The following is a 21,625-nucleotide window of genomic DNA, read 5'->3' on the forward strand; positions in this document are numbered from 1 at the left end:
GTAGGGCAGTAGGGCAGTAGGGCAGTAGGGCAGTAGGGCAGTAGGGCAGTAGGGCAGTAGGGCAGTAGGGCAGTAGGGCAGTAGGCTATCGCTTCGGGAGCGCGCTTCTCTACAATTCACCTACTGCCGTACTGCCTTACTCCCCTATTCCCCTAACTATCTGCTCCGCCGCCGCTCCGATGCCGGCTGGAACGCCACGCGGGCGTGGTACTTGCAGTAGGGGCCGGTTTCGGCGGCGTCGTTGCCGCAGAAATGGAAGTCTTCCGAAAGCGGATCGCCGTTCGGCCATTTGCAAGTGCGCTCGTTGAGTTCGACAAGTTGCAGATGCCGTGAGATCGGCACGACGACGTTCTCGACCGGGCGGATATAGTGGCGCGCCACCGGTTCGGCATCGAACTGCGCCTTGAGCGCGGTCGCACCGATCGACATCGAGGTGGTGGCATGGCGCGTGGCGCTTGCTGCCCGGGACACCGATTTCTGGATCGTCGATCCCTGCACCGTCTTCTTCTGGCGTGCCGGTGAGGCGGTCGTGCGTCCGCGACCGGACAGTTTCAGCCGGTGCACTTTGCCGATGACCGCATTGCGGCTGACCCCGCCAAGCTGTGCGGCGATCTGGCTGGCGCTGAGGCCCTCCGACCACAATTTTCTGAGAAGTTCGACTCGCTCGTCAGTCCAGTTCATGAGACCGCGCTCCTGCTGAAACGTGCGGCAATCGGAATCCATTCCCGACCCGGCTTCTGCCGGGCAGACACCACATGTATCGGGTGATTAGGTCCGCCGCACGAAATCTAGTTATTTCTCTGCTACAATTACCTTATGCGCTGACTCGGTGACAAGAGTCCCAAGGCCAACACGAATCGGTTTTTTCGGTTTTCCCCAACTTGCCCGGTCGCTTAGGAGCCGGCGTTATGCTGGGGGGCTTGCCGCGCGACCTTGCGCGACCTTTTCGTTGACTTCACGGCCGAAAAACACGATAAGCCACAAGGGCCGCCGCTTTGGCGGCTTTTTGATTTTTCCGGTTCCGGAGACGCATATAATGAGCGGTTCGGCGCTTTTCGAGACCTTTGTTCGCGCACCCCTGGCTTTCGACCACGGTGAAGGCACCTGGCTGGTCACCGACAAGGGCGAGCGATATCTCGATTTCGCCGGCGGCATCGCCGTGAATTCGTTGGGCTACAGCCATCCGCATCTGGTCGCGGCCCTCACCGAGCAGGCCGCCAAGCTCTGGCACGTCTCCAATCTGTACGAGATTCCGGGACAGAGCCGGCTCGGCGAGCGGCTGGCCGACGCAAGCTTCGCCGACAAGGTGTTCTTCACCAATTCCGGCGCAGAGGCGCTCGAATGCGCCATCAAGACGGCGCGGCGCTACCACTTCGTCAAGGGCCATCCCGAGCGCTACCGCACAACCACCTTCGAAGGCGCCTTCCACGGCCGCACCCTGGCGACCATCGCCGCCGGCGGTCAGTACAAGTATCTGGAAGGTTTCGGCCCCAAGGTCGACGGCTTCGACCAGGTCGGTTTCGACGATGTGGATGCCGCCGAGAAGGCGATCACGCCTGAAACCGCGGCGATCCTGGTCGAGCCGGTGCAAGGCGAGGGCGGCATCAGGCAAGTGCCGACGCAATCGCTGAAGCGGCTCAGGCAGCTCTGCGATCAGCACGGACTGCTCCTGATTTTCGACGAGGTCCAATGCGGCGTCGGCCGCACCGGAAAGCTGTTCGCGCATGAGTGGGCGGGTGTCACACCCGACCTCATGGCGGTGGCCAAAGGCATCGGCGGCGGCTTCCCGATGGGTGCCTGCCTCGCCACCGACGAGGCAGCGGTCGGCATGACCGCTGGCGTGCACGGCACCACCTTCGGCGGCAATCCGCTGGCAATGGCGGTCGGCAACGCCGTGCTCGACGTGGTGCTGGAAGACGGCTTTCTCGAAGACGTCCGGCGCAAGGCACTGCTGTTGAAGCAGGGGCTCGCCGGTGTCGCCGACGAATTTCCGGATGTTATCGAAAGCATCAGGGGCACCGGCCTGATGCTCGGGCTTAAATGCGCGATGCCCAACACCAAGGTCACGGTGGCACTGCGTGACCAGCATCTCTTGACGGTTCCGGCCGGCGACAACGTTATCCGCCTGCTGCCGCCTCTCACCGTCACCGACGCCGAGATCCACGAAGCGCTCGAGCGCATTCGTGCCGGCGCCAAGAGCCTGGCAGATGCCATCGTCGCTGCCGCTGCGAAGTAATCCTGGAATTCCTGATGTCCCTTCGCCATTTCACCGATCTTTCCGCCGTTTCCGAAGGCGATCTGCGCTTCATGCTCGACGACGCAGCGGTGCGAAAGGCAAGGCTCAAGGCCGGCGAACGCAGCAAGCCGCTCGAAGGCAAGGTGCTGGCGATGATCTTCGACAAGCCGTCGACGCGCACGCGCGTGTCGTTCGACGTCGGTATGCGGCAGTTGGGTGGCGAGACGATCATGCTGACCGGCACCGAGATGCAGCTTGGCCGCTCGGAGACCATTGCCGACACGGCCAAGGTGCTGTCGCGCTATGTCGATGCCATCATGATCCGCACCACCTCGCATGACCGGCTGCTGGAACTGATGGAAAACGCTACGGTCCCCGTCATTAACGGGCTGACCGACGAGACCCATCCCTGCCAGCTGATGGCCGACATCATGACCTTCGAAGAGCACCGCGGTCCGGTGGCCGGTAAAACGATCGCTTGGACCGGCGACGGCAACAACGTGCTGCATTCGCTGCTGGAGGCATCCGCGCGGTTCCATTTCAAGCTGAATGTCGCCGTGCCCGAGGGCAGCGAACCGGCCCAGAAGCATGTCGACTGGTCGAAAGCCAATGGCGGCAAGCTGAAATTCACCCGTTCGCCCGAGGAGGCCGTTCACGAGGCCGACTGCATCGTCACCGACTGCTGGGTGTCGATGGGCCAGGAGCACCGTGCCCGCGGCCACAATGTCTTCCTGCCCTATCAGGTCAATGCGGCACTGATGGCGAAAGCCAAGCCGGATGCGCTGTTCATGCACTGTCTGCCGGCGCATCGCGGTGAGGAGGTTACCGACGAGGTCATCGACGGACCGCATTCGGTGGTGTTCGATGAGGCCGAGAACCGGCTCCATGCCCAGAAGGCGGTCTTGGCCTGGTGCCTGGGCGCTTGATACGAGCCGCGGTGATCCGGGCCGGCCTGATCTGCGCCGCCTTGATCTGGGCCGCCTTGATCCGGGAGTTGGTGGTGCCTATCTCAGGCGCATCACGCAAATCGAGCGCGTCTCGTCGCATGCACCCCGGAGGGCGGCATCGCCGCGCCCCGGAGCTTTGTCATGTTGGAAACTCATCAATTGGCTGAACATAAACCCAAGCTCGGCGAATTCGGCTACGCCGGCGACGACCATGTCGTGCCGTTCGAGGTCGGCCCGCTCGACGTGCGCGGTCGCACCGTCCAGCTCGGGCCGATGCTCGATGCTATTCTCAGCCGTCACGACTATCCCGAGCCGGTCGCCCGGCTCCTGGCTGAAGCCTGTGTGTTGACGGTATTGCTCGGAACTTCGCTGAAGTTCGAGGGCAAGTTCATTCTGCAGACCCGCACCGACGGGCCGGTCGACATGCTGGTCGCGGATTTCTCCACGCCGCACGCGCTGCGCGCTTATGCCCGCTTCGATGCCGACCGGCTGCAGGCTTTGACTTCTGCCGGCGAGACGTCACCGCAGACGCTGCTCGGCAGCGGCGTCCTGGCGCTGACCATCGACCAGGGCGCTCACACACAACGCTACCAGGGCATCGTCCAACTCGACGGCGTCACACTGGAAGATGCCGCACGCACTTATTTCCGCCAGTCGGAGCAGATTCCGACCGACCTCCGGCTTTCGGTTGCCAAGCTTCTGACGCCGGGCGTCGGCGGTGCTCGCGAGCAATGGCGGGCCGGTGGCCTGCTGGCACAATTCCTGCCGCAGTCGGCGGAGCGCATGCGCGTACCCGACCTTCCCGGTGGCGACGGCGATCCGCGCGAGGAAATCCACGACCCGACCGACAATTCCTGGCAGGAGCTGCTGGCGCTGCTTGGTACTATTGAACCGACCGAGCTGATCGATCCGACGATCGGCGCCGAACGGCTGCTTTACCGGCTTTTCCACGAGCATGGCGTCCGCGTGTTCGGCGGGGTGCCGGTCGCCGACCAGTGCTCATGCTCGAGGGAGAAGATCCACGGCATCCTCGAAGGCTTTTCCGCCGAGGAGATCAGGGACAGCACCGAGGATGGCAGCATTCACGTCGCCTGCGAATTCTGCTCGAAGCAATATGACTTCGACCCGGCGGAGTTTGCAGCGGCCGGATGACCGCCGTCAATTGACGGTGCGCCGCATTCCCGGCAAGTCGAGCGAGAAGGCGGGGATGGCGACGTCGAACGTCTCGCCCCGCCTGTTGCGCATGGTGTAGTGCCCGACCATGATGCCGGACGGCGTCGAGAGCGGGCATCCAGACGTATACTGATAGCTGTCGCCGGGGTTGAGTCCGGGTTGCTCGCCGACGACCCCGGGGCCGCGCACTTCCTCGACCTTGCCGGTGCCGTCGGTAATGTGCCAGTAGCGCGACAGAAGCTGCACGAACTCATCCGACTGATTGTCGATGGTCACCTGATATCCCCAGACATAGCGGTTTTGCGGAGGGTCGGAGTGATCCTCCAGATAGAACGGCCTGACCTGCACTTCGATGTTGCGGGTGACGGCGCTGTACATAAACTGCTCCAAAGCAATGTAGATGGAACTTTCGACGCTCAGCGCAGTTTGATCAACGATGCGCGTCATCTCCTTGCCCGATTCGAGCGCAGGTGCCGAAAAACAATGTCATTTAAGTGACACATGACAATGATGGTGTGCAGGCTTGTGCCGGGCGACTCAGCGTTCTGTCGAATTGTTGAAAACGGCCGTCATGCGGCCGGCACTTCTGGAGTGACCAGATCTCGATGGAACCGACATTCGCAGCCGCTCTCCTTTCCATAGCCCTCCTTCTTTCAAATCTCGCCAGCATCCTGTTAGCTTCGCTGAAGCTGAAGCGACCAGCCAGGATCGCACCGCCCGCCGCCAACGCGCCGCCGGTATCGATCGTCATCCCGGCGCGCGGCGTCGAGCCGTTTGCCGAAGAGACGCTGGAGCGCGCCTTCTTACTCGACTGGCCGCGCTACGAACTCATCTTCTGCGTTGCCCATGCCGACGACCCGGTGGTCAAGCCGATCACCGCCGCAATGGCGCGCTTTCCAGCTATTCGCGCCCGCCTTCTAGTCGGTGACGACCGCATCAGCGGCAATCCAAAACTCAACAATTGCGTGAAAGGTTGGGAAGCGGCGCATTATAGCTGGGTCATCCTTGCAGATTCCAACGTGCTTATGCCGAGCGACTACGTCCAGCACCTGATGGCGGCGTGGCGGCACGACACCGGCCTCGTCTGCTCGACGCCGATCGGCTCGCGGCCGGACGGCTTCTGGGGGGAGGTCGAATGCGCCTTTCTCAACACGCTGCAGGCACGCTGGCAGTACGCCGGAGAGGCGCTCGGCCTCGGCTTCGCGCAAGGCAAGAGCATGTTGTGGAATAAGCCGATGCTCGACGCCAATGGCGGCATCGGCGCGCTTGCCGCCGAGATCGCCGAGGACGCCGCCGCGACCAAGCTGGTCAACGGGCTCGGACTGCGGGTCAATCTTGTCGCCTCGCCCTTTGAACAGCCGCTCGGCCGGCGCACGTTTGGCGAGATCTGGTCGCGGCAGGCGCGCTGGGCGCGGCTGCGCCGCGTCACCTTCGCGCTGTTCTTCGCCCCCGAGATCCTGATCGGCGCAGCGCCGCCGCTGGTGCTTGCGCTGATCGCGGCGGCTGACGCCGGCGTCAGCCTGCCGGCAACCGCCATCGCCGTGCTGGTCGCGGCCTACCTGCCGGAATGCGCCTTGGCCTCGGCCAAGGGATGGCACCTGTCGCTGCGCACCATCCTGGCGATGATGGCGCGAGACCTGATGCTTCCCGCCATTTGGGCGCGCGGATGGCTGAGCGGCGCCGTCGACTGGCGCGGCAATGTGATGACTATCCAGACCAAGGCCGTCGTGGAGCTGGAAGAGACCCCGTCCGGCGCCTGATCGGCGCGTCCCCGCTCGCCTCTGTTCGGCCAGCCCTTATCCGGCAACTCTCAGTGCCTGCTCGATGTCTTCGAGCAGGTCGTCGGCATCCTCAAGGCCAACTGACAGCCTGAGCGTTCCCGGTCCGATGCCGAGCTCGGCGCGGGCCTCATCGGTCAAGTTCTTGTGCGTCGTCGTGGCCGGATGGGTGATCAGGCTCTTGGCGTCGCCGAGATTGTTGGAAATGAGCACGACGTCGAGTGCGTTCTGGAAGGCAAAGGCGGCCTGCTTGCCGCCCTTCACATCCAGGCAGATCAGCGTCGAGCCACCCGACATCTGCTTCTTGACCACGGCCGCTTGCGGGTGGTCGGCGCGGCCGGGATAGATGATGCGGGCGATTTGCGGGTGCTCGGCCAGGAAATCCGCGATGCGGCCGGCACTTTCCGTCTGCTGGCGTACGCGTAGCGGCAGCGTCTCCAGGCCTTTCAACAGGGTCCAGGCATTGAAGGGCGAAAGGCTCGGGCCGGTGTGACGGAAATAGTCATGCAGGTTCTCGTCGATCCATTTCTTGTCCGACAGAACGATGCCGCCAAGACAGCGCCCCTGGCCGTCAATATGCTTCGTGGCCGAATAGACGACGATGTGGGCGCCGAGCTGCAGGGGTTTCTGCTGCAAGGGCGTAGCGAAGACATTGTCGACGATCAGCCTGGCGCCGATCGAATTGGCAAGTGCCGCGACGGCGGCAATGTCGACTACCTCCAGCGTTGGATTGGTAGGGCTTTCCAGGAAAAACAGTTTGGTGTTGGGCTTGACCGCCTTTTCCCAATTGGCGATGTCGGTGCCGTCGACCAGCGTTGCCTCAATGCCGTATTTCGGCGCCAGCGTCTCGACCACCCAGCGGCAGGAGCCGAACAGCGCGCGCGCCGCCACGATATGGTCGCCCGCCTTGGCGCTGCACAGCAGTGCTGCCGTCACCGCCGCCATGCCGGATGCCGTGGCGCGCGCGTCTTCGGCTCCTTCCAGCGCGCACATGCGTTTCTCAAACATGTCGACCGTCGGATTGGCATAGCGCGAATAGATGAAGCCCGGCTCCTCGCCCTTGAAGCGGGCCTCCGCCGCTTGCGCCGTCTCGTAGACATAGCCTTGGGTGAGATACATCGCCTCGGAGGTCTCGCCGAAGCCGGAACGCAGCGTTCCGGCATGCACGAGTGCGGTCTGAGGCTTCCAGTCGCGCTTCTTGGTCATCATTCCATCCAAACACCAAAATTGGTCCAAACAACAAAAAACCGGTCGCGAAAGTCGCAACCGGTCCATATGGCCTTGCGGCCCGACGGTCCTTTAGCGACTTGTTTAACGTGGCTGCAAGCCGACCGGCCAAATCACCACGGGATAACGAGCTTTAGACCCGCGCCACGCTTGCGTCAATTGCCGGCATGATTAAGAGGGTTGTACCAAGCAGGTGCCAAAGGCGTCCACGGTCGGACCTGCGACAGAACAAGACCTCGCCCGGCGTTCGAACGGAGCCAGACCCTTGCGGCACACAGGCATTCTTCCCGATCGGGATATTTCCACGCTGTTCCAGACGGGCGCGCTGAAATCGCCGCGCACGCTCGATGCCGATCAGATCCAGCCGGCCAGCCTTGACCTCAGGCTCGGCGACAAGGCCTGGCGGGTGCGCGCTTCCTTCTTGCCCGGCCCGGACCACAGGGTTGTCGACAAGCTCGACCGGCTGAAGCTGCACGAGATCAACCTCGCCGAAGGTGCCGTGCTGGAAACCGGCTGCGTCTACATCGTGCCGCTGCTCGAAAGCCTGGCGCTGCCCGCCCATATTTCCGCCTCCGCCAACCCGAAAAGCTCGACCGGACGGCTCGATATCTTCACCCGGGTAATGACCGACCGTGGCCACGAGTTCGACAAGATCGCCGCCGGCTATGAAGGCCCGCTCTATCTGGAGGTCAGCCCGCGCACTTTTCCGATCGTCGTGCGCACCGGCTCGCGGCTGTCGCAGATCAGGTTCCGCACCGGCAATGCGCTCTTGTCGGAAAGCGAGCTGCACGACCTGCACCGCGCCGAGATGCTGGTCGCCACCGAACCACCCAACATCTCAGGCGGCGGCATCGCGCTGTCGATCGACCTCGACGGCGACAAGGATGGGCTTGTCGGCTATCGCGGCAAGCACCACACCGGCCTGGTCGACGTCGACAAGCGCGCCGCGCAGGATGTCGTCGATTTCTGGGAGCCGCTCTACAAGAGCGGTGCCGGCGAGCTGGTGCTCGATCCGGACGAATTCTATATTCTGGTGTCGCGCGAGGCGGTGCATGTGCCGCCACTCTACGCCGCCGAAATGACGCCTTTCGACCCGCTGGTCGGCGAATTCCGCGTCCACTATGCCGGCTTCTTCGATCCGGGTTTCGGCCATTCGGCGTCGGGCGGCACCGGCAGCCGGGCGGTACTCGAGGTGCGCAGCCATGAAGTGCCGTTCATCCTCGACCACGGCCAGATCGTCGGACGGCTGGTCTACGAGCACATGCTGAAACGGCCGCGGGCGCTCTACGGCACTGATCTCGGCTCGAACTATCAGGCGCAGGGCCTGAAACTGTCCAAGCATTTCCGCGCCGCCCGCTGAGCTTGTTCGCAATTCCGTCAGCCGCGAAACAGATATTCTTTCGCGGCGCCAAGGCAGCCATGAAACTGACCGATAAAGAGCAGTTCTCGCACTGCCAATCGCTTCTTCCCCCAAAATCCTCTGGTTTGCTTCTCGTCGTCAAGTGAGGCGCTTGAGCTGGACTGCAAGGGGAACAACTGCTTGTCGATACATCCCAGCACATGGGCTCTGGCGGAGTCGACACCGCAGGCTCTGCCATTGTCGTTCAGTCTGTCAGCGCGGAGTGCGGACGTCATGCGATCCGCGTTGCGCATCAGAAAGCTCACTTGCGATTTCGAATAGCCGGTGGCCAGAAGCCGGTTAGTCATCGACATCCGGGCCTCGCGATAGGATTTTGCGCTGCATTGTCCGGCGCTGTAAGCCGCTGGGGAGAAATAGGCGAGGAACAGGACTAAACTTACGAACACAGTGCCAATCCGCAGGCCGTTCATTTCTCGCCCCTGAATTATGTCACCAGTTTACAACGCCTTCACCGCCACCTTCACCGGCTGCTCGATTTCAAGCGGGTTGCGCAAAGGCAGGCCGAAATCCTGCGCCTCGATTTCGAATACGTCGCCGGCCTCGGTCCTGATGCCGTCGGCGAAGGACAGCGTCGCCGTGCCGAACATGTGCACATGCACGTCGCCCGGCTGGCGGAAGGCTGAGTATTTGAAGTGGTGATGCTCGAGATTGCCAATGGTGTGCGACATGTTCGCCTCGCCCGACAGGAACGGCTTTTCCCAAAGCAGCTTGCCGTCGCGCAGGATGCGCGAAGTGCCGCGGATATCGGACGGCAGATCGCCGATCAGGATCTCCGGCCCGAACGAAGCATTGCGCAGCTTGGAATGGGCAAGGAAGAGATAGTTCACACGCTCGGTGACATGGTCGGAAAACTCGTTAGACAGCGTGAAGCCGACGCGGAACGGGGCGCCGTCGTCGCCGATCACATAGATACCGGCGATTTCCGGCTCCTCGCCGGCATCCTGGGCGAAGGCCGGCGACATAAGCGCCGCCCCGGGCGCCACCGCCATGGTGCCGTTGCCCTTGTAGAACCATTCCGGCTGCACGCCGATGTGGCCCTTCGCCGGCTTGCCGCCCTCAAGCCCCATGCGGAACATCTTCATTGAATCGGTCAGCTGTTCCTCGCCGTCCGTGCTGAGCTTCTTGTGCATGGAATCGCGGGTCGCGGCGGAGCCGAGATGCGTCAGCCCGGTGCCGGTGAGATGGAGATGCGCCGGATCGGGATGGTTGATCGGCGACAGCAGCCGGCCCTTCTTGTAGGCTGCGTCGAGATCGACGGTTTCGCCGAAGCCCTTGCGCTCGATCAGGGCGACAAGCCCGCTGCCGGTACGCGCGGCTTCCATCGCCAGCGAATAGACGCTGCGGGCGCCGTTGATGACGCGGGTCTTGCCGCCGTTGCGGGCAACGACGCGGATCGTCTCGGCGTCGTCGAGGATTTGTGAGATCAGCATGGTAACCCTCTCTGAATTGTGGGCTGGCCTGCCCTTTCTCGGCAAACCCTACCCTGCGCGGCCCGGACCCTGTCCGCGCCTCGGTTGAAATTCTTCGTCCGGATTGCGCTCGCGGATCAGGTCCCTCGGGGGACTTCTTTGCGCCGCCCGGCAGCTTGCAATGTGACCCGTATGCCTCCTGGTTGCCTCTCAAGCCTTGTTCTTGTTGTAGACGTCGAAGACGACGGCGCCGAGCAGCACCAGGCCTTTGACCACCTGCTGCCAATCGACATTGACGCCCATGATCGACATGCCGTTGTTCATGACGCCCATGATGAAGCCGCCGACCACCGCGCCGATCACCTGGCCGACGCCGCCCATCGCCGAAGCGCCACCGATGAACACCGCGGCGATGACGTCGAGCTCGCTGCCGAGGCCGGCCGCCGGCACAGCCTGCCCCAGGCGCGCTGCGATAATCAGGCCGCCGAGTGCCGACAGCACGCCCATATTGATGAACACCATCAACGTCAGCCGTTCGGTCTTGATGCCCGATAGCTGGGCTGCCTTGGCATTGCCGCCCATCGCATAGATGCGACGGCCGATCGTCATGCGTTTGGTAACGAAGACGAACAACGCGATCAGCACGCCCATCACCATGAGAACGATGGGGAGGCCCCTATAGGTGGCGAATTGGTAGACGAGAAACAGCGCCAGCGCGCTGATCACCAGCGTCTTGACGACGAACAGCGAGAAGGGCTCGGCTTCGTAGCCATGCTTCTCGCGGGTGCGCCGTGCCCTGAGCCCGAAATAGGCATAGGCGAGCACGGCGACGAGGCCGATCACGATCGTCGTCAGGTGCAGCGTCAGGCCGCTGCCGACAATGGTTTTGCCGGCGGCGTTCACGGTTGGCGGTATCAGGGTCAATGGGCCGATCAGGTCCGGAATGAAGCCGGAACTGAGCGCCTTGAAGCCGACGGGAAGCGGCCCTACGGAAGACCCGCCACCCAGCAGCGCCTGGCAGATGCCGCGGAAGATCAGCATGCCCGCCAGCGTGACGATAAAGCTCGGTATTCGGTGATAGGCAATCCAGTAGCCTTGTGCCGCGCCGATCGCACCACCGACGATCAGGCAGATGATCGACACCACCAGCGGATTGCTCAATGGGCCAAGCGGCCAGATGACCATCATCATCGCCGCCAGTGCGCCGATGAAGCCGGCGACGGAGCCGACGCTGAGATCGATGTGACCCGAAACGATCACCAGAAGCATGCCCAGCGCCATCACGATGATGAAGCTGTTCTGCTGCACGAGATTGCTGAGGTTCACCGGCTTGAACAGCGTTCCGGACGTGGTGAACTGGAAGAACACCATGATTGCGATCAACGCCAGCACCAACCCGTATTCGCGCAGGTTGGTGACCAGCGCCGAGACGGCAATGCGAGGTCCCTGTTGTAGATCCTGGGCAACGCCGGTCTGCGGCCCGGGAGCGCTTTCGGTGCTCATGATGCTTTTCCTTCTCCGCGGACGATGGCGCGCATTATCTTTTCCTGGCTGGCGTCGCTTGCCGCCATTTCGCCGACGATGCGTCCTTCGTTCATGACGTAGATGCGGTCGGTGATGCCGAGCAGTTCGGGCATTTCCGACGAGATGACGATGATTGCCTTACCCTCGGAGGCGAGACGCGCGATGATCGTATAGATTTCATACTTGGCGCCGACGTCGATACCGCGTGTCGGCTCGTCGAGGATCAGCACTTCCGGATTGGCGAACAGCCATTTCGACAGCACCACCTTCTGCTGATTGCCGCCAGAAAGGTTGCCGGTCATCTGGTAGACGCTCGAGGCGCGGATATTGGTCCTGCCGCGATAATCGTTGGCGACCGAAAGCTCGCGCAAATCGTCGATCACGCCGTGGCGCGACACGCCGGGCAGGTTGGCCAGAGTGATGTTGTGCTTGATGTGGTCGATCAGGTTGAGCCCGTAGGTCTTGCGGTCCTCGGTAACGTAGGCGATGCCGTGTTCCACCGCCTTGCTCACCGAAGAGACGTCGATCGGCTTGCCGTTGAGGAACACCTCGCCGGTGATGCGACGGCCATAGGACCGGCCGAACAGGCTCATGGCAAACTCGGTCCGGCCGGCACCCATCAGCCCGGCAATGCCGACCACTTCGCCCTTGCGGGCGTTGAGGTTGATACCCTTGATGACCTGCCGCTCGGCATGGATGGGGTGGTAGACCGACCAGTTTTTCACTTCGAGAACGGTCTCGCCGATCTTCGGCTCGCGCGGCGGATAGCGGTCGTCGAGCGAACGGCCGACCATTGAGGTAATGATGCGGTCCTCCGAGATGTCCTTCTTGGCCAGCGTCTCGATGGTCCGCCCGTCACGGATGATGGTGACCTTGTCGGCGACCCGGTTCACCTCGTTGAGCTTGTGCGAGATCAGGATCGAAGTGATGCCTTGCCGCTTGAATTCGAGCAGCAGATCGAGCAGCGCCTGGCTGTCCTTTTCGGACAGACTCGCGGTCGGCTCATCGAGAATGAGCAACTTCACTTCCTTGCTGAGCGCCTTGGCGATCTCGACCAGCTGCTGCTTGCCGACGCCGATATTGGTGATCAGCGTGTTGGGGTCTTCCTTGAGGCCGACCTTCTTGAGCAGGGCACTGGTGCGCGCCTCATTGGCATTCCAGTCGATGACGCCGTATCTGGCGTGCTCGTTGCCGAGAAAGATGTTTTCGGCGATCGACAGCATCGGCACCAGCGCAAGCTCCTGGTGGATGATGACGATGCCCTTGCGCTCGCTGTCATGGATGCCTTTGAAATGGCACTCATCGCCGCGATAGATGATCTGGCCGTCATAGGTTCCGGACGGATATACACCCGACAGCACCTTCATCAGCGTCGACTTGCCGGCGCCGTTCTCGCCGACCACGGCATGGATCTCGCCTTCCTCGACTATGAGCTTGACGTTCGACAGCGCCTTGACGCCGGGAAACGTCTTGGTGATGTCGCGCATCTCCAAAATCGTCGATGCCATTGAGAATACCACTCCTGCGAGGTCCGCAAACAATACCGGGCTGGCTCGCCAACGAAAAGGGGCCCTGCCTGCGCAGGACCCCAGGCTTTGTAACCGCGATTACTTCAGCTCTTCGGCCTTGATGTAGCCGGAATCGACCACCAGGGCCTGATAGTTCGACTTGTCGACGTCGTGCGGTGTCAACAGGATCGAGGGAACGACCTTGACGTCGTTGTTGTAGGTCGTGGTGTCGAGGCCTTCCGGCTTGCCGCCCGAGAGCACCTTGTCGACGAGTTCGACCGTCGCCTTGGCGAGTTCGCGGGTGTCCTTGAACACGGTCGAATACTGTTCGCCGGCGATGATCGCCTTGACCGAAGCGGTCTCGGCGTCCTGTCCGGTGACGATCGGCCATGGCTGATCGGCGGTGCCGTAGCCTACGGCGCGCAGCGAAGCGATGATGCCGCGCGACAGGCCGTCATAGGGCGAGAGCACGCCATCGACGCGGCTGCCGTCCGAGTAGTTGGCGGAGAGCAGATTGTCCATGCGGGCCTGGGCGGTTGCCGCCAGCCAGCGCAGCGTGCCGACCTTGTCCATGCCCATCTGGCCGGACTTCACGACGAGGGTCTTGTCGTCGATCAGCGGCTGAAGAACCGACATGGCGCCGTTATAGAAGAAGAACGCATTGTTGTCGTCCGGCGAACCGCCGAACAGCTCGATGTTGAACGGGCCCTTCTTCTCGGGATAACCGAGACCCTTGAGCAGCGATTTGGCCTGGATGACGCCGACGCCGAAATTGTCGAAGGTGGTGTAGTAGTCGACATTTGGCGTCTTCTTGATCAGGCGGTCGTAAGCGACGACGACAACGCCGGCGTCATTCGCCTTCTGCAGCGCATCGCCCATCGTGGTGCCGTCGATCGAAGCGATGATCAGCGCCTTCGGGCCCTTGGTGATTTCGTTTTCCAGCTGGCTGAGCTGGTTCGGAATGTCGTCCTGCGCGTACTGCAGGTCGACAGTGTAGCCCAGAGCCTCGAGCTGGGACTTGACGGCGTCGCCGTCGTTGATCCAGCGCTGCGAGGTCTTGGTGGGCATCAGCACGCCGATCAGGCCTTCGCCCGCCTGCGCCGGCAGCGTCATGGCCGCGATGCCTAGGGCCGCGACGGCGGCCAGTGTCTTGATAATCTTCACATTAACTCTCCCTGGTTGATGGACGCGTACCCTTGGGTTTCGTGGGCCGCGCAATCGTGCAGGAGCGCCAAACGCGCCGCTGCCGTCAATCGATCTCCGGTATCCTCCCAATCGGCCCCGAGCCTCTGGTTCAATCGATACGAGTTTTCCCTCGTCACCGACCGTCAAGCCTCAGGACGCGCGAAGGGTGTGTCGCTTTGCCATAACTGTCAAATGCGATCTTTGATGGTTGCTATATCGAGACTGATATGGCTTAGGCTAGTGACGACGCTGCCGGATCCAGCCAGGGCGCCGGGCGTAAGAGTAGGGAAGAATCATGGCGGCGCTGCGAAATCCTGGCGGAATATCAGCCGGTTACGATGAGATCCCGGGTGATGGCGGAACCTTGCTGCGCAGCGGCTTGAGCCTGCGTCACATGCGCATGATCGCAGCCCTCGACGAGCACGGCCGTGTGAGCGCCGCGGCCCAGGTCATGAACATCTCGCAGCCGGCGGCCTCGCGCATGATCGCCGAGATGGAGGCCGTGCTCGACGTCAAGCTCTGCGAAAGGCTGCCGCGCGGCATCACGCTGACACCCTATGGCAAGGCGTTGGCACGGCGCGCGCGATCGATCCTGCTCGAGATGCGCGAGGTCGACCGCGAGATTTTCGAGCTCAAGGCGGGCAAGGGCGGCTCGGTATTCCTGGGCGCGGTGACAGCACCGGCGATCGAGCTGGCGGTGCCGGCGATCCGCGAGATCCGGCGCCTTTATCCGCGCATCGAAATCACCATGCAGGTCGAGACCTCGAACGTCCTGGCGCGCGAGCTGATCGCCTCGCGCCACGATTTCATCATCGCCCGTATCCCCGACGACCTCAATCCGCGGCTGTTCGAAGCGCGCGTCATCGGCGTCGAGAAAGCCTGCCTGATCGTGCGCCGCGGCCACCCGCTGACCAAGGGCAAGGCGGTGCGGCTGGAAGACACCGCCGCCTATGACTGGGTTTTCCAGTCGGGCGGCTCGCCGCTGCGCCAGGCGATGGAAAGCAACTTTTTGAACCGCAACATCGCGCTGCCGGACCGCATCCTCAACACCAGCTCGCTGCTATTGACTCTGGTCATGGTCGCGCAATCCGACGCCATTGCGCCGGTTTCGATCCAGGTCGCGAAGTTCATCCAGAACCCCGAAGGCCTGGCCGGCGCCATCGATGTTGTCCAGACTGAATTCGACATCGAGGTCAGGCCCTACAGCCTGATCACGGTGAAGAACCGCGCGCTGTCACCGGCAGCCAAGATGCTGCACGACTTTATTCTGCGGGAGGTGGGATAGGGGCTGGAGCGGCAAGCGGAGCGCATCCCGTGGCCGGCCAGACGACCAGACAGGCCCGCCAGCAGCGGCGCCGATGCACGTCGGCCACTACTGCCTGATGCTCAAAAAAGGCCCGCCAGCAGAAGCCAGCGGACCAAGGGTAGACTTTCCGGTTGGGGTCATTCGAGGCCCCGCCGACCCTCAATGTGAGATATTCCACGAACTGGCACATCGGCCAAACAGATGAAAGACGGCCAGCCGGGCTGTAAAACTGCCTATAAATCCGCTGGTTTTCAGCTTGGCCAGAACAAGTGCAATGCACCGGGGGCAAAAGCTGGAGCGGGTAGCGGGAATCGAACCCGCGCGTTCAGCTTGGGAAGCTGACAAGCTACCATTACATCATACCCGCGCTGGTTCCTCCGATATCATGGCCCGGCGCCGATGCGCAATCCGGTTTGAGGGCTCGGCTTGATGCAGGGCTATCAACTGCGTATTTCTAGGCATGTGCCCGAATCGCGGCACCCGACTGTGGAGACAGGCTTGTCCGCACTGAACCGCTTTCTCGGCGATACGCCGCTCCGGGTGATCCTGAGGCTGCTTGTGGTGTCGTTCCTCGTCGGGCTGGTCATGAATGCCTTCGGCTGGTCGCCGATGGATGTGCTTTATGGCATTCGCAAATTCTTCATCGACCTGTGGAATTTGGGCTTCCACGCCATCGACCGCTTTCTCGGCTACATCCTGCTCGGTGCCGCGATCGTCGTGCCGGCCTTCATCCTGCTCAGGATCGCTAACTACCGGAAGTGAATTTTCAGGCGTAGCCCGCCGCCACCTCGAACAGGATGGCGTGCCGTGCAGCAAGTGCTGCGACATCCGTCGAATAGCCGCCGCCGATAACGCCGCATACCGGTATGCCAAGCGTGCGGAAATGGCGGATCACCATATCATCGCGGGCGCGCAGCCCGTCATCCGTGAGCGACAACCTGCCGAGCCGGTCCTCGACATGGACATCGACGCCGGCATTGTAGAAGGCGAGGCCCCAGCGCCTTCGCGCCGACAGCTCCGGCAGGATGGCGTCCAGCCGCTCCAGATAGGCTGCATCGCCGGCGCCGTCGGGCAGGGCGACATCGAGATCGGAGGCGATCTTGCGCGCGGGGTAGTTGCGGTCGCCATGCATGGAGAAGGTAAACACGCGCGGCTCGTCGTTCAGGATATCCGCCGTGCCGTCGCCCTGATGCACGTCGAGGTCGACGACCAGGATGTTTTGGACAGCAGCTTCGGCGAGCAGCACCAGCGCGGCAACGGCTACGTCGTTGAAGGTGCAGAAGCCGGCGCCTTGCGCGCGCCGTGCATGATGGCTGCCGCCGGCGGTGTTGCAGGCGATGCCGTTCAGCAACGCTAGCCGCGCTGCCAGCACCGTGCCGGCCGTTGCGAGCTGCGCCCTCAGCGAAACCCGCGGTCCGACGGGAAAGCCGATCTCGCGCTCGATCGCCACCGGCACTTTGCAGGCAAGCACCTGGTCGACATAGTCTGCCGCGTGGGCAAGCTTCAGCCATGATGGCCGCGCCGCCTCCGGCATGTTGAGCGCTTCGGGCTGCGCCAGGCCGCGTGCCCGCAACGCATCCATCAGCCGCGGATATTTGCTCATCGGGAAGCGGTGGTTGACGGCGAAGCCGGCGTCGTAGTCGGGATGATGAACGATCTGCAGGGGCATGGGGCGGCCGGTGCGCCAGAGGCGGATTTCGGTTGAACATAACGGGGTGGATGGTTGCGCGAGGTCCGCAAACTGGGGCACATCGGCTGGCCGATCAAGCCGCAACAGGAAGCAACACGCGTTTGGAGCAGGCTTTACCCATCGAAGCCCACACCACCGAAGCCGGGGCCTTCGTCGTCACCAACCGCTCGGTGCTCGCCATCGCCGTGCCGATGACGCTTGCCTATCTGACGACGCCGCTGCTCGGAATTGTCGACACGGCGGTGGTTGGGCAGTTCGGCGACGCCGCCCTTCTCGGCGGCCTGGCGGCCGGCGCCCTGATCTTCGATGTCGTCTTCACCACCTTCAATTTCCTGCGCTCCGGCACCACCGGCCTCGTCGCCCAGGCCTTCGGGCGCGGCGATGCGCTGGAGGAGCAGGCGGTGTTCTGGCGCGCCGTGCTGATCGCGGTCGTCGCCGGCGTCGTGCTTGCCGCGCTTGCGCCGCTGGTCTCCACCGCCGGGCAATGGTTCATAGGCGCCGAACCGCGCGTCAGCGCGGCGATGGACGTCTATATCCGCATCAGGATGCTCGCGGCACCGTTCTCGCTGATCAATTACGCCATCCTCGGTTACGTGCTTGGGCGCGGCGAGGGCGGGCTCGGGCTGATGCTGCAGTTGATGCTGAACGGCATCAACATCGCCCTCTGCTTCCTGCTTGGCCTGGAGCTCGGCTGGGGCGTTGCCGGCGTTGCCTGGGCAACGGTCACCGGCGAATTCGTCGCCATGCTGCTTGGTCTCGCCATTGTCGGCCGGCGCTTTTGGGCGGCGCCCAGGCTGCCGCGCCACCGCGTCCTCGATCTGCCGGCATTCCTGCGCATGATGTCGCTCAATCGCGATATCATGATCCGCTCCTTTTCGCTGCTCGCCGCCTTCGCGCTGTTCACGCGCCAGGGCGCACAATTCGGCACTCTGACGCTGGCCGCCAACGCCGTGCTGATGAACCTCTTCCTGGTTGCCGGCTATTTCCTCGATGGTTTCGCCACCGCTGCCGAACAGCTCGCCGGCCGCGCCATCGGAGCGCGCGCCGCCACCGCCTTTAATCAGGCGGTGCGGCTGACGCTGCTTTGGGGATTCGGTCTGGCCGGCGCGGCGACACTCTTCTTCCTGCTGGACGGCACGGATCTGATCGCCCTGATCACGGCCGCGACGGACGTCCGCGCCATTGCCGACATCTACCTGCCCTGGGCGGCGTTCACCGCGCTCAGCGGCGTGCTGGCTTTCCAGATGGACGGTGTCTTCATCGGCGCAACATGGTCGCGCGACATGCGCAACATGATGCTGTTGTCATTCCTGGCGTTCAGCGCCGCGCTGCTGATCCTGGCGCCGGCCTTCGGCAATCACGGCCTGTGGGCGGCGTTGCATGTCTTCCTGCTGGTGCGCGGCTTCAGCCTGCTCGCCATATTGCGGCTGCGGGTGCGCACAGCCTTTGACTGATCGCTAAAGCGGTTTCGCCGCCCAGTGATCGAGGCGGCCGTCGCGAAGCTCGCGCAGCGACTTCAGCCCTTGACTGTCCATGAAACGGGCCATGCCGGAAAGAATGCGCCCCGGCAGCGCGGGCCCGGCATAGATCATGCCGGTATAGAGCTGAACGAGATCGGCGCCGGCACGGATCTTTTCCAGCGCCGTCTCGGCGGAATCGACGCCGCCGACGCCGATGATAGTGGGATCCGGGCCAAGCAGTTTTCGCATCCTTGCCAGCACGATAGTCGAGCGCTCGAACAAGGGTTTCCCCGAAAGCCCGCCGGTCTCGCCGGCAAGGCCGGCGCTGCTCAGGCCGGCTCGCGCGATCGTTGTGTTGGAGACGATGACGCCGTCCATTTGCTTGTCGCTGATCTCGGCAGCGATGTCCTCAAGCTCGGCCTCGACCAGATCCGGCGCGATCTTGAGGAACACGGGCGGTTTTGCCGGTGCCGCCGCACGCGCGGCCATGACCCGCGACAGGAGCTCGCCAAGCTGTTCGCGCGCCTGCATATTGCGCAGGCCCGGCGTGTTCGGCGAGGAGATATTGATTGTCAGATAGCCGGCGTATCGCGCGAACCGGATCACGCCGCGCTCATAATCACTGACGCGGTCGGCGCTGTCCTTGTTGGCGCCGATGTTGATGCCGATGATGCCGGGGCGGCCTTTTCGGGCGGCAAGACGCTTCTCTGCGGCGGCGTGGCCTTCATTGTTGAAGCCCAGCCGGTTGATCACCGCCCCGTCCGAAGGCAGCCGGAAGATGCGCGGCTTCGGATTGCCCGTCTGCGGCAGCGGCGTGATCGTGCCGACCTCGGCGAAGCCGAAGCCGAGGCCGAGCAGCGCGTCCGGCACTTCGGCATTCTTGTCGTAACCCGCGGCCATGCCGAGCGGGTTCGGGAAATCCAGCCCGCAACGGCTGACCTTTAACCTGTTGTCGTGCGGCGGACGACCGGCGACCGGCAGCCCGCATCTCAGCGCGGCAATCGACAGCCCATGCGCGGTTTCCGGATCGAGCGTAAACAGCAGTTTCTGGCCGATCCGGTCGAACGCGCTCATTCGGCCTCCAGCGCCGGGAATTCATGCCGGCCGTCAGCGCCGAGCGGCAATGCCTGCACCGAAACGACCGCATCGAGGCCGAGCCCGCCATAGAGATGCGGGAACAGGGCGCCGCCGCGCGAGACCTCATATTTCAGCGCATTGCCGAGGCGCGCGCTGTCGACGGCAACCAGCAGCAACCCCGCCTGGCCGGCGAAATGTTTTACTGCCGTTTCCCGAACCTGCCCGGCGGTGGAAAAATGGATGAAGCCGTCGGCGACGTCGATAGGCGCGCCGGTGAAGCGGCCTTCTCTTTCAGCCTCGCGCCACAGCGCCTCGGGAACTATCTTGTAGATGATCTCGGACATGGTTGCGCTATAGTCCGAACCGACCACGCGGGGAAGGGCAGGCCCGTGTTCTTCTCCATTTCAGGTTGGTCCCCATTTCAGGCGCAAACTGTGATAGATTGCGCTGACTGGCTCATGGAGGAAAACATGCGTCTGAAACACGTCTTGATCCCCGCAGCAGTGGTGTCGCTTGTCGCGGCGTCGGCCTTTTCCGAGGAAGCCGATCGCTACCGGTTGGAGAAATCGGCCAATGGCTATGTCCGCATGGATACGCAAACCGGCGCCATGTCGCTCTGCGAGGAACGTTCCGGCCAGCTCGTCTGCAAGACGGCGGCCGACGAACGTGCCGCCCTCCAGGATGAGGTCGACCGGCTGCAAAATTCGGTGAAGGCGCTCGACGAGCGCGTCGCCAAGCTCGAAAATTCGCTTGCCGCGCGTTTCGAATCGACTTTGCCCAGCGAGGAGGATTTCAACAAGACGATGGGCTACATGGAGCGCTTCCTGCGCAGCTTCATGGACATCGTCAAGGACATGGACAAGGACGAAGACGGCGCCAAGCCCAATTCGCAAAAGACCTAGGCAATTCGCAAAAAGACCTGGGGCGGGAATAGCAAGCCGGCCACGCCGAACAGCAGGCGTAGCGTTATGATCGTTCAGATCCTGCAAGGCGGAAAATCGCCAACGGGATTCGGGGAGGGATATCACCGTTGGGCTACACATTCGTCATTGCCGACGATCATCCGCTTTTTCGCGGTGCATTGAGGGAGGCACTCGTGGGCATCGGAGACGTTGCCGCCATTCACGAGGCCGGCGATTTCGAAAGCGCCAAGGCGCTGGTCCTGGCCAATGAGGACGTCGATCTGGTGCTGCTCGATCTCTCGATGCCGGGGGCAAGCGGTCTTTCCGGCCTGATTTCGTTGCGCGGCATCCATCCGGCGGTGCCGATGATGGTGGTCTCGGCGCATGACGATCCGGTGACGATCCGGCGCGCGCTCGATCTCGGCGCCTCCGGCTTCATCTCCAAATCGGCCAGCATGGAGGAGATCCGCAATGCGGTGCAGTCGGTGCTCGCAGGTGATATCGCGGCACCCGCCGGGGTCGATCTCGGCGTCGAGCGCGATCCTGAGATTTCCGATCTGATCAAGCGACTGCAGGCGCTGACCCCACAGCAGACGCGCGTGCTCGGCATGCTGGCTGAGGGACTGCTCAACAAGCAGATCGCCTATGAACTCGGGGTCTCCGAAGCGACGATCAAAGCGCATGTCTCGGCTATCCTGCAGAAGCTCGGGGTCGACAGCCGCACGCAGGCGGTCATCCTTTTGTCCAAAATCGGCAGCGACCCGGTTCAGGCGGCCGGCTGAT

Annotated in this window: 21 protein-coding genes, 1 tRNA gene and 1 riboswitch; of the genes, 10 read left to right on the forward strand and 12 right to left on the reverse strand. The window is 62.9% G+C overall.

Annotation, left to right across the window (positions count from 1 at the left end; translation table 11 throughout):
- Window positions 1-156: 156 nt before the first annotated feature.
- Window positions 157-681 (reverse strand): GcrA family cell cycle regulator, encoded by a 525-nt coding sequence (locus NKH41_RS29920; protein WP_023677348.1) that lies wholly within the window; start codon window positions 679-681, stop codon window positions 157-159.
- Window positions 682-1,036: 355 nt separating this feature from the next.
- Here NKH41_RS29920 and NKH41_RS29925 point away from each other — a divergent pair, with 355 nt between their 5' ends.
- From NKH41_RS29925 to NKH41_RS29935, 3 genes are all read left to right on the forward strand, one after another.
- Window positions 1,037-2,236 (forward strand): aspartate aminotransferase family protein, encoded by a 1,200-nt coding sequence (locus NKH41_RS29925; protein ID WP_352770830.1) that lies wholly within the window; start codon window positions 1,037-1,039, stop codon window positions 2,234-2,236.
- Window positions 2,237-2,250: 14 nt separating this feature from the next.
- Window positions 2,251-3,162, forward strand: coding sequence for an ornithine carbamoyltransferase (gene argF, locus NKH41_RS29930; protein WP_352470112.1), 912 nt, complete (start codon window positions 2,251-2,253; stop codon window positions 3,160-3,162).
- Window positions 3,163-3,324: 162 nt separating this feature from the next.
- Entirely contained in the window at window positions 3,325-4,335 is a 1,011-nt protein-coding gene (locus NKH41_RS29935; RefSeq protein WP_352501705.1) for an Hsp33 family molecular chaperone, read from the forward strand.
- A 6-nt stretch (window positions 4,336-4,341) separates the two neighbouring features.
- Here NKH41_RS29935 and apaG read toward each other — a convergent pair whose 3' ends face one another.
- Complete coding sequence (apaG, locus tag NKH41_RS29940; RefSeq protein ID WP_352470114.1) at window positions 4,342-4,734, reverse strand: Co2+/Mg2+ efflux facilitator ApaG/CorD; 393 nt, start codon at window positions 4,732-4,734, stop codon at window positions 4,342-4,344.
- 227 nt (window positions 4,735-4,961) lie between these two features.
- Here apaG and NKH41_RS29945 point away from each other — a divergent pair, with 227 nt between their 5' ends.
- Entirely contained in the window at window positions 4,962-6,116 is a 1,155-nt protein-coding gene (locus tag NKH41_RS29945; protein WP_352770832.1) for a glycosyltransferase, read from the forward strand.
- A gap of 36 nt (window positions 6,117-6,152) precedes the next feature.
- Here NKH41_RS29945 and NKH41_RS29950 read toward each other — a convergent pair whose 3' ends face one another.
- Window positions 6,153-7,343 (reverse strand): O-succinylhomoserine sulfhydrylase, encoded by a 1,191-nt coding sequence (locus NKH41_RS29950; protein ID WP_352501707.1) that lies wholly within the window; start codon window positions 7,341-7,343, stop codon window positions 6,153-6,155.
- Between the two features lie 70 nt (window positions 7,344-7,413).
- Window positions 7,414-7,491: riboswitch (SAM riboswitch) on the reverse strand.
- Window positions 7,492-7,626: 135 nt separating this feature from the next.
- On the opposite strand from NKH41_RS29950, the gene NKH41_RS29955 reads away from it, so the two are divergent.
- Window positions 7,627-8,721 carry a 2'-deoxycytidine 5'-triphosphate deaminase gene (locus tag NKH41_RS29955; protein WP_352770833.1) on the forward strand — a complete coding sequence of 365 codons (1,095 nt, stop codon included), beginning with the start codon at window positions 7,627-7,629 and terminating at the stop codon, window positions 8,719-8,721.
- 17 nt (window positions 8,722-8,738) lie between these two features.
- Here NKH41_RS29955 and NKH41_RS29960 read toward each other — a convergent pair whose 3' ends face one another.
- From NKH41_RS29960 to chvE, 5 genes are all read right to left on the reverse strand, one after another.
- Window positions 8,739-9,191: a hypothetical protein gene (locus NKH41_RS29960; RefSeq protein ID WP_352541309.1), complete on the reverse strand. Its 453-nt coding sequence runs from the start codon at window positions 9,189-9,191 to the stop codon at window positions 8,739-8,741.
- Window positions 9,192-9,218: 27 nt separating this feature from the next.
- Window positions 9,219-10,211 carry an AraD1 family protein gene (gene araD1 / locus NKH41_RS29965; protein WP_352770835.1) on the reverse strand — a complete coding sequence of 331 codons (993 nt, stop codon included), beginning with the start codon at window positions 10,209-10,211 and terminating at the stop codon, window positions 9,219-9,221.
- A gap of 189 nt (window positions 10,212-10,400) precedes the next feature.
- Window positions 10,401-11,693, reverse strand: a complete 1,293-nt coding sequence (gene mmsB / locus NKH41_RS29970; protein WP_292659525.1) for a multiple monosaccharide ABC transporter permease — start codon at window positions 11,691-11,693, stop codon at window positions 10,401-10,403.
- Window positions 11,690-13,222 (reverse strand): multiple monosaccharide ABC transporter ATP-binding protein, encoded by a 1,533-nt coding sequence (gene mmsA / locus NKH41_RS29975; RefSeq protein ID WP_352770837.1) that lies wholly within the window; start codon window positions 13,220-13,222, stop codon window positions 11,690-11,692. The genes mmsB and mmsA overlap by 4 nt, the downstream gene beginning before the upstream one ends.
- Before the next feature lie 99 nt (window positions 13,223-13,321).
- Complete coding sequence (chvE, locus tag NKH41_RS29980) at window positions 13,322-14,386, reverse strand: multiple monosaccharide ABC transporter substrate-binding protein (RefSeq protein WP_254816339.1); 1,065 nt, start codon at window positions 14,384-14,386, stop codon at window positions 13,322-13,324.
- A 316-nt stretch (window positions 14,387-14,702) separates the two neighbouring features.
- Between chvE and NKH41_RS29985 the strand changes: the two genes are divergently transcribed.
- On the forward strand, window positions 14,703-15,692 hold the full coding sequence (locus NKH41_RS29985; protein ID WP_352464898.1) for a LysR family transcriptional regulator: 990 nt from the start codon (window positions 14,703-14,705) through the stop codon (window positions 15,690-15,692).
- A gap of 314 nt (window positions 15,693-16,006) precedes the next feature.
- Here NKH41_RS29985 and NKH41_RS29990 read toward each other — a convergent pair.
- A tRNA-Gly gene (locus tag NKH41_RS29990) sits at window positions 16,007-16,080 on the reverse strand.
- 131 nt (window positions 16,081-16,211) lie between these two features.
- Between NKH41_RS29990 and NKH41_RS29995 the strand changes: the two genes are divergently transcribed.
- Window positions 16,212-16,475, forward strand: a complete 264-nt coding sequence (locus NKH41_RS29995) for a DUF6460 domain-containing protein (RefSeq protein WP_352770839.1) — start codon at window positions 16,212-16,214, stop codon at window positions 16,473-16,475.
- Between the two features lie 4 nt (window positions 16,476-16,479).
- On the opposite strand, the gene NKH41_RS30000 is transcribed toward NKH41_RS29995, so the two are convergent.
- On the reverse strand, window positions 16,480-17,382 hold the full coding sequence (locus NKH41_RS30000) for a histone deacetylase family protein (protein WP_352770840.1): 903 nt from the start codon (window positions 17,380-17,382) through the stop codon (window positions 16,480-16,482).
- A 50-nt stretch (window positions 17,383-17,432) separates the two neighbouring features.
- On the opposite strand from NKH41_RS30000, the gene NKH41_RS30005 reads away from it, so the two are divergent.
- A complete protein-coding gene (locus NKH41_RS30005) occupies window positions 17,433-18,857 on the forward strand; it encodes an MATE family efflux transporter (protein ID WP_352770858.1) in 1,425 nt (474 codons plus the stop codon).
- A gap of 3 nt (window positions 18,858-18,860) precedes the next feature.
- Here NKH41_RS30005 and NKH41_RS30010 read toward each other — a convergent pair whose 3' ends face one another.
- Window positions 18,861-19,937 carry a quinone-dependent dihydroorotate dehydrogenase gene (locus tag NKH41_RS30010; RefSeq protein ID WP_352770842.1) on the reverse strand — a complete coding sequence of 359 codons (1,077 nt, stop codon included), beginning with the start codon at window positions 19,935-19,937 and terminating at the stop codon, window positions 18,861-18,863.
- On the reverse strand, window positions 19,934-20,284 hold the full coding sequence (locus NKH41_RS30015) for a DUF952 domain-containing protein (protein ID WP_352541315.1): 351 nt from the start codon (window positions 20,282-20,284) through the stop codon (window positions 19,934-19,936). The genes NKH41_RS30010 and NKH41_RS30015 overlap by 4 nt, the downstream gene beginning before the upstream one ends.
- A 126-nt stretch (window positions 20,285-20,410) precedes the next feature.
- On the opposite strand from NKH41_RS30015, the gene NKH41_RS30020 reads away from it, so the two are divergent.
- Window positions 20,411-20,842, forward strand: a complete 432-nt coding sequence (locus tag NKH41_RS30020; RefSeq protein ID WP_352501713.1) for a hypothetical protein — start codon at window positions 20,411-20,413, stop codon at window positions 20,840-20,842.
- Between the two features lie 119 nt (window positions 20,843-20,961).
- Window positions 20,962-21,624 carry a response regulator gene (locus NKH41_RS30025; protein WP_502895700.1) on the forward strand — a complete coding sequence of 221 codons (663 nt, stop codon included), beginning with the start codon at window positions 20,962-20,964 and terminating at the stop codon, window positions 21,622-21,624.
- Window position 21,625 lies beyond the last annotated feature (1 nt).

Source organism: Mesorhizobium sp. M1169 (assembly GCF_040318345.1).
Classification (GTDB): Bacteria; Pseudomonadota; Alphaproteobacteria; order Rhizobiales; family Rhizobiaceae; genus Mesorhizobium.

Coding starts and splice junctions, on each gene's coding strand:
- NKH41_RS29960 (WP_352541309.1), bottom strand. CDS start 9,191: ATGAACGGCCTGCGGATTGGCACTGTGTTCGTAAGTTTAGTCCTGTTC.
- NKH41_RS29935 (WP_352501705.1), top strand. CDS start 3,325: ATGTTGGAAACTCATCAATTGGCTGAACATAAACCCAAGCTCGGCGAA.
- mmsA (WP_352770837.1), bottom strand. CDS start 13,222: ATGGCATCGACGATTTTGGAGATGCGCGACATCACCAAGACGTTTCCC.
- argF (WP_352470112.1), top strand. CDS start 2,251: ATGTCCCTTCGCCATTTCACCGATCTTTCCGCCGTTTCCGAAGGCGAT.
- NKH41_RS29985 (WP_352464898.1), top strand. CDS start 14,703: ATGGCGGCGCTGCGAAATCCTGGCGGAATATCAGCCGGTTACGATGAG.
- NKH41_RS30010 (WP_352770842.1), bottom strand. CDS start 19,937: ATGAGCGCGTTCGACCGGATCGGCCAGAAACTGCTGTTTACGCTCGAT.
- NKH41_RS30015 (WP_352541315.1), bottom strand. CDS start 20,284: ATGTCCGAGATCATCTACAAGATAGTTCCCGAGGCGCTGTGGCGCGAG.
- NKH41_RS29925 (WP_352770830.1), top strand. CDS start 1,037: ATGAGCGGTTCGGCGCTTTTCGAGACCTTTGTTCGCGCACCCCTGGCT.
- NKH41_RS30020 (WP_352501713.1), top strand. CDS start 20,411: ATGCGTCTGAAACACGTCTTGATCCCCGCAGCAGTGGTGTCGCTTGTC.
- NKH41_RS30000 (WP_352770840.1), bottom strand. CDS start 17,382: ATGCCCCTGCAGATCGTTCATCATCCCGACTACGACGCCGGCTTCGCC.
- NKH41_RS29950 (WP_352501707.1), bottom strand. CDS start 7,343: ATGATGACCAAGAAGCGCGACTGGAAGCCTCAGACCGCACTCGTGCAT.
- apaG (WP_352470114.1), bottom strand. CDS start 4,734: ATGTACAGCGCCGTCACCCGCAACATCGAAGTGCAGGTCAGGCCGTTC.
- NKH41_RS29920 (WP_023677348.1), bottom strand. CDS start 681: ATGAACTGGACTGACGAGCGAGTCGAACTTCTCAGAAAATTGTGGTCG.
- NKH41_RS30005 (WP_352770858.1), top strand. CDS start 17,433: ATGGTTGCGCGAGGTCCGCAAACTGGGGCACATCGGCTGGCCGATCAA.
- araD1 (WP_352770835.1), bottom strand. CDS start 10,211: ATGCTGATCTCACAAATCCTCGACGACGCCGAGACGATCCGCGTCGTT.
- NKH41_RS29945 (WP_352770832.1), top strand. CDS start 4,962: ATGGAACCGACATTCGCAGCCGCTCTCCTTTCCATAGCCCTCCTTCTT.
- mmsB (WP_292659525.1), bottom strand. CDS start 11,693: ATGAGCACCGAAAGCGCTCCCGGGCCGCAGACCGGCGTTGCCCAGGAT.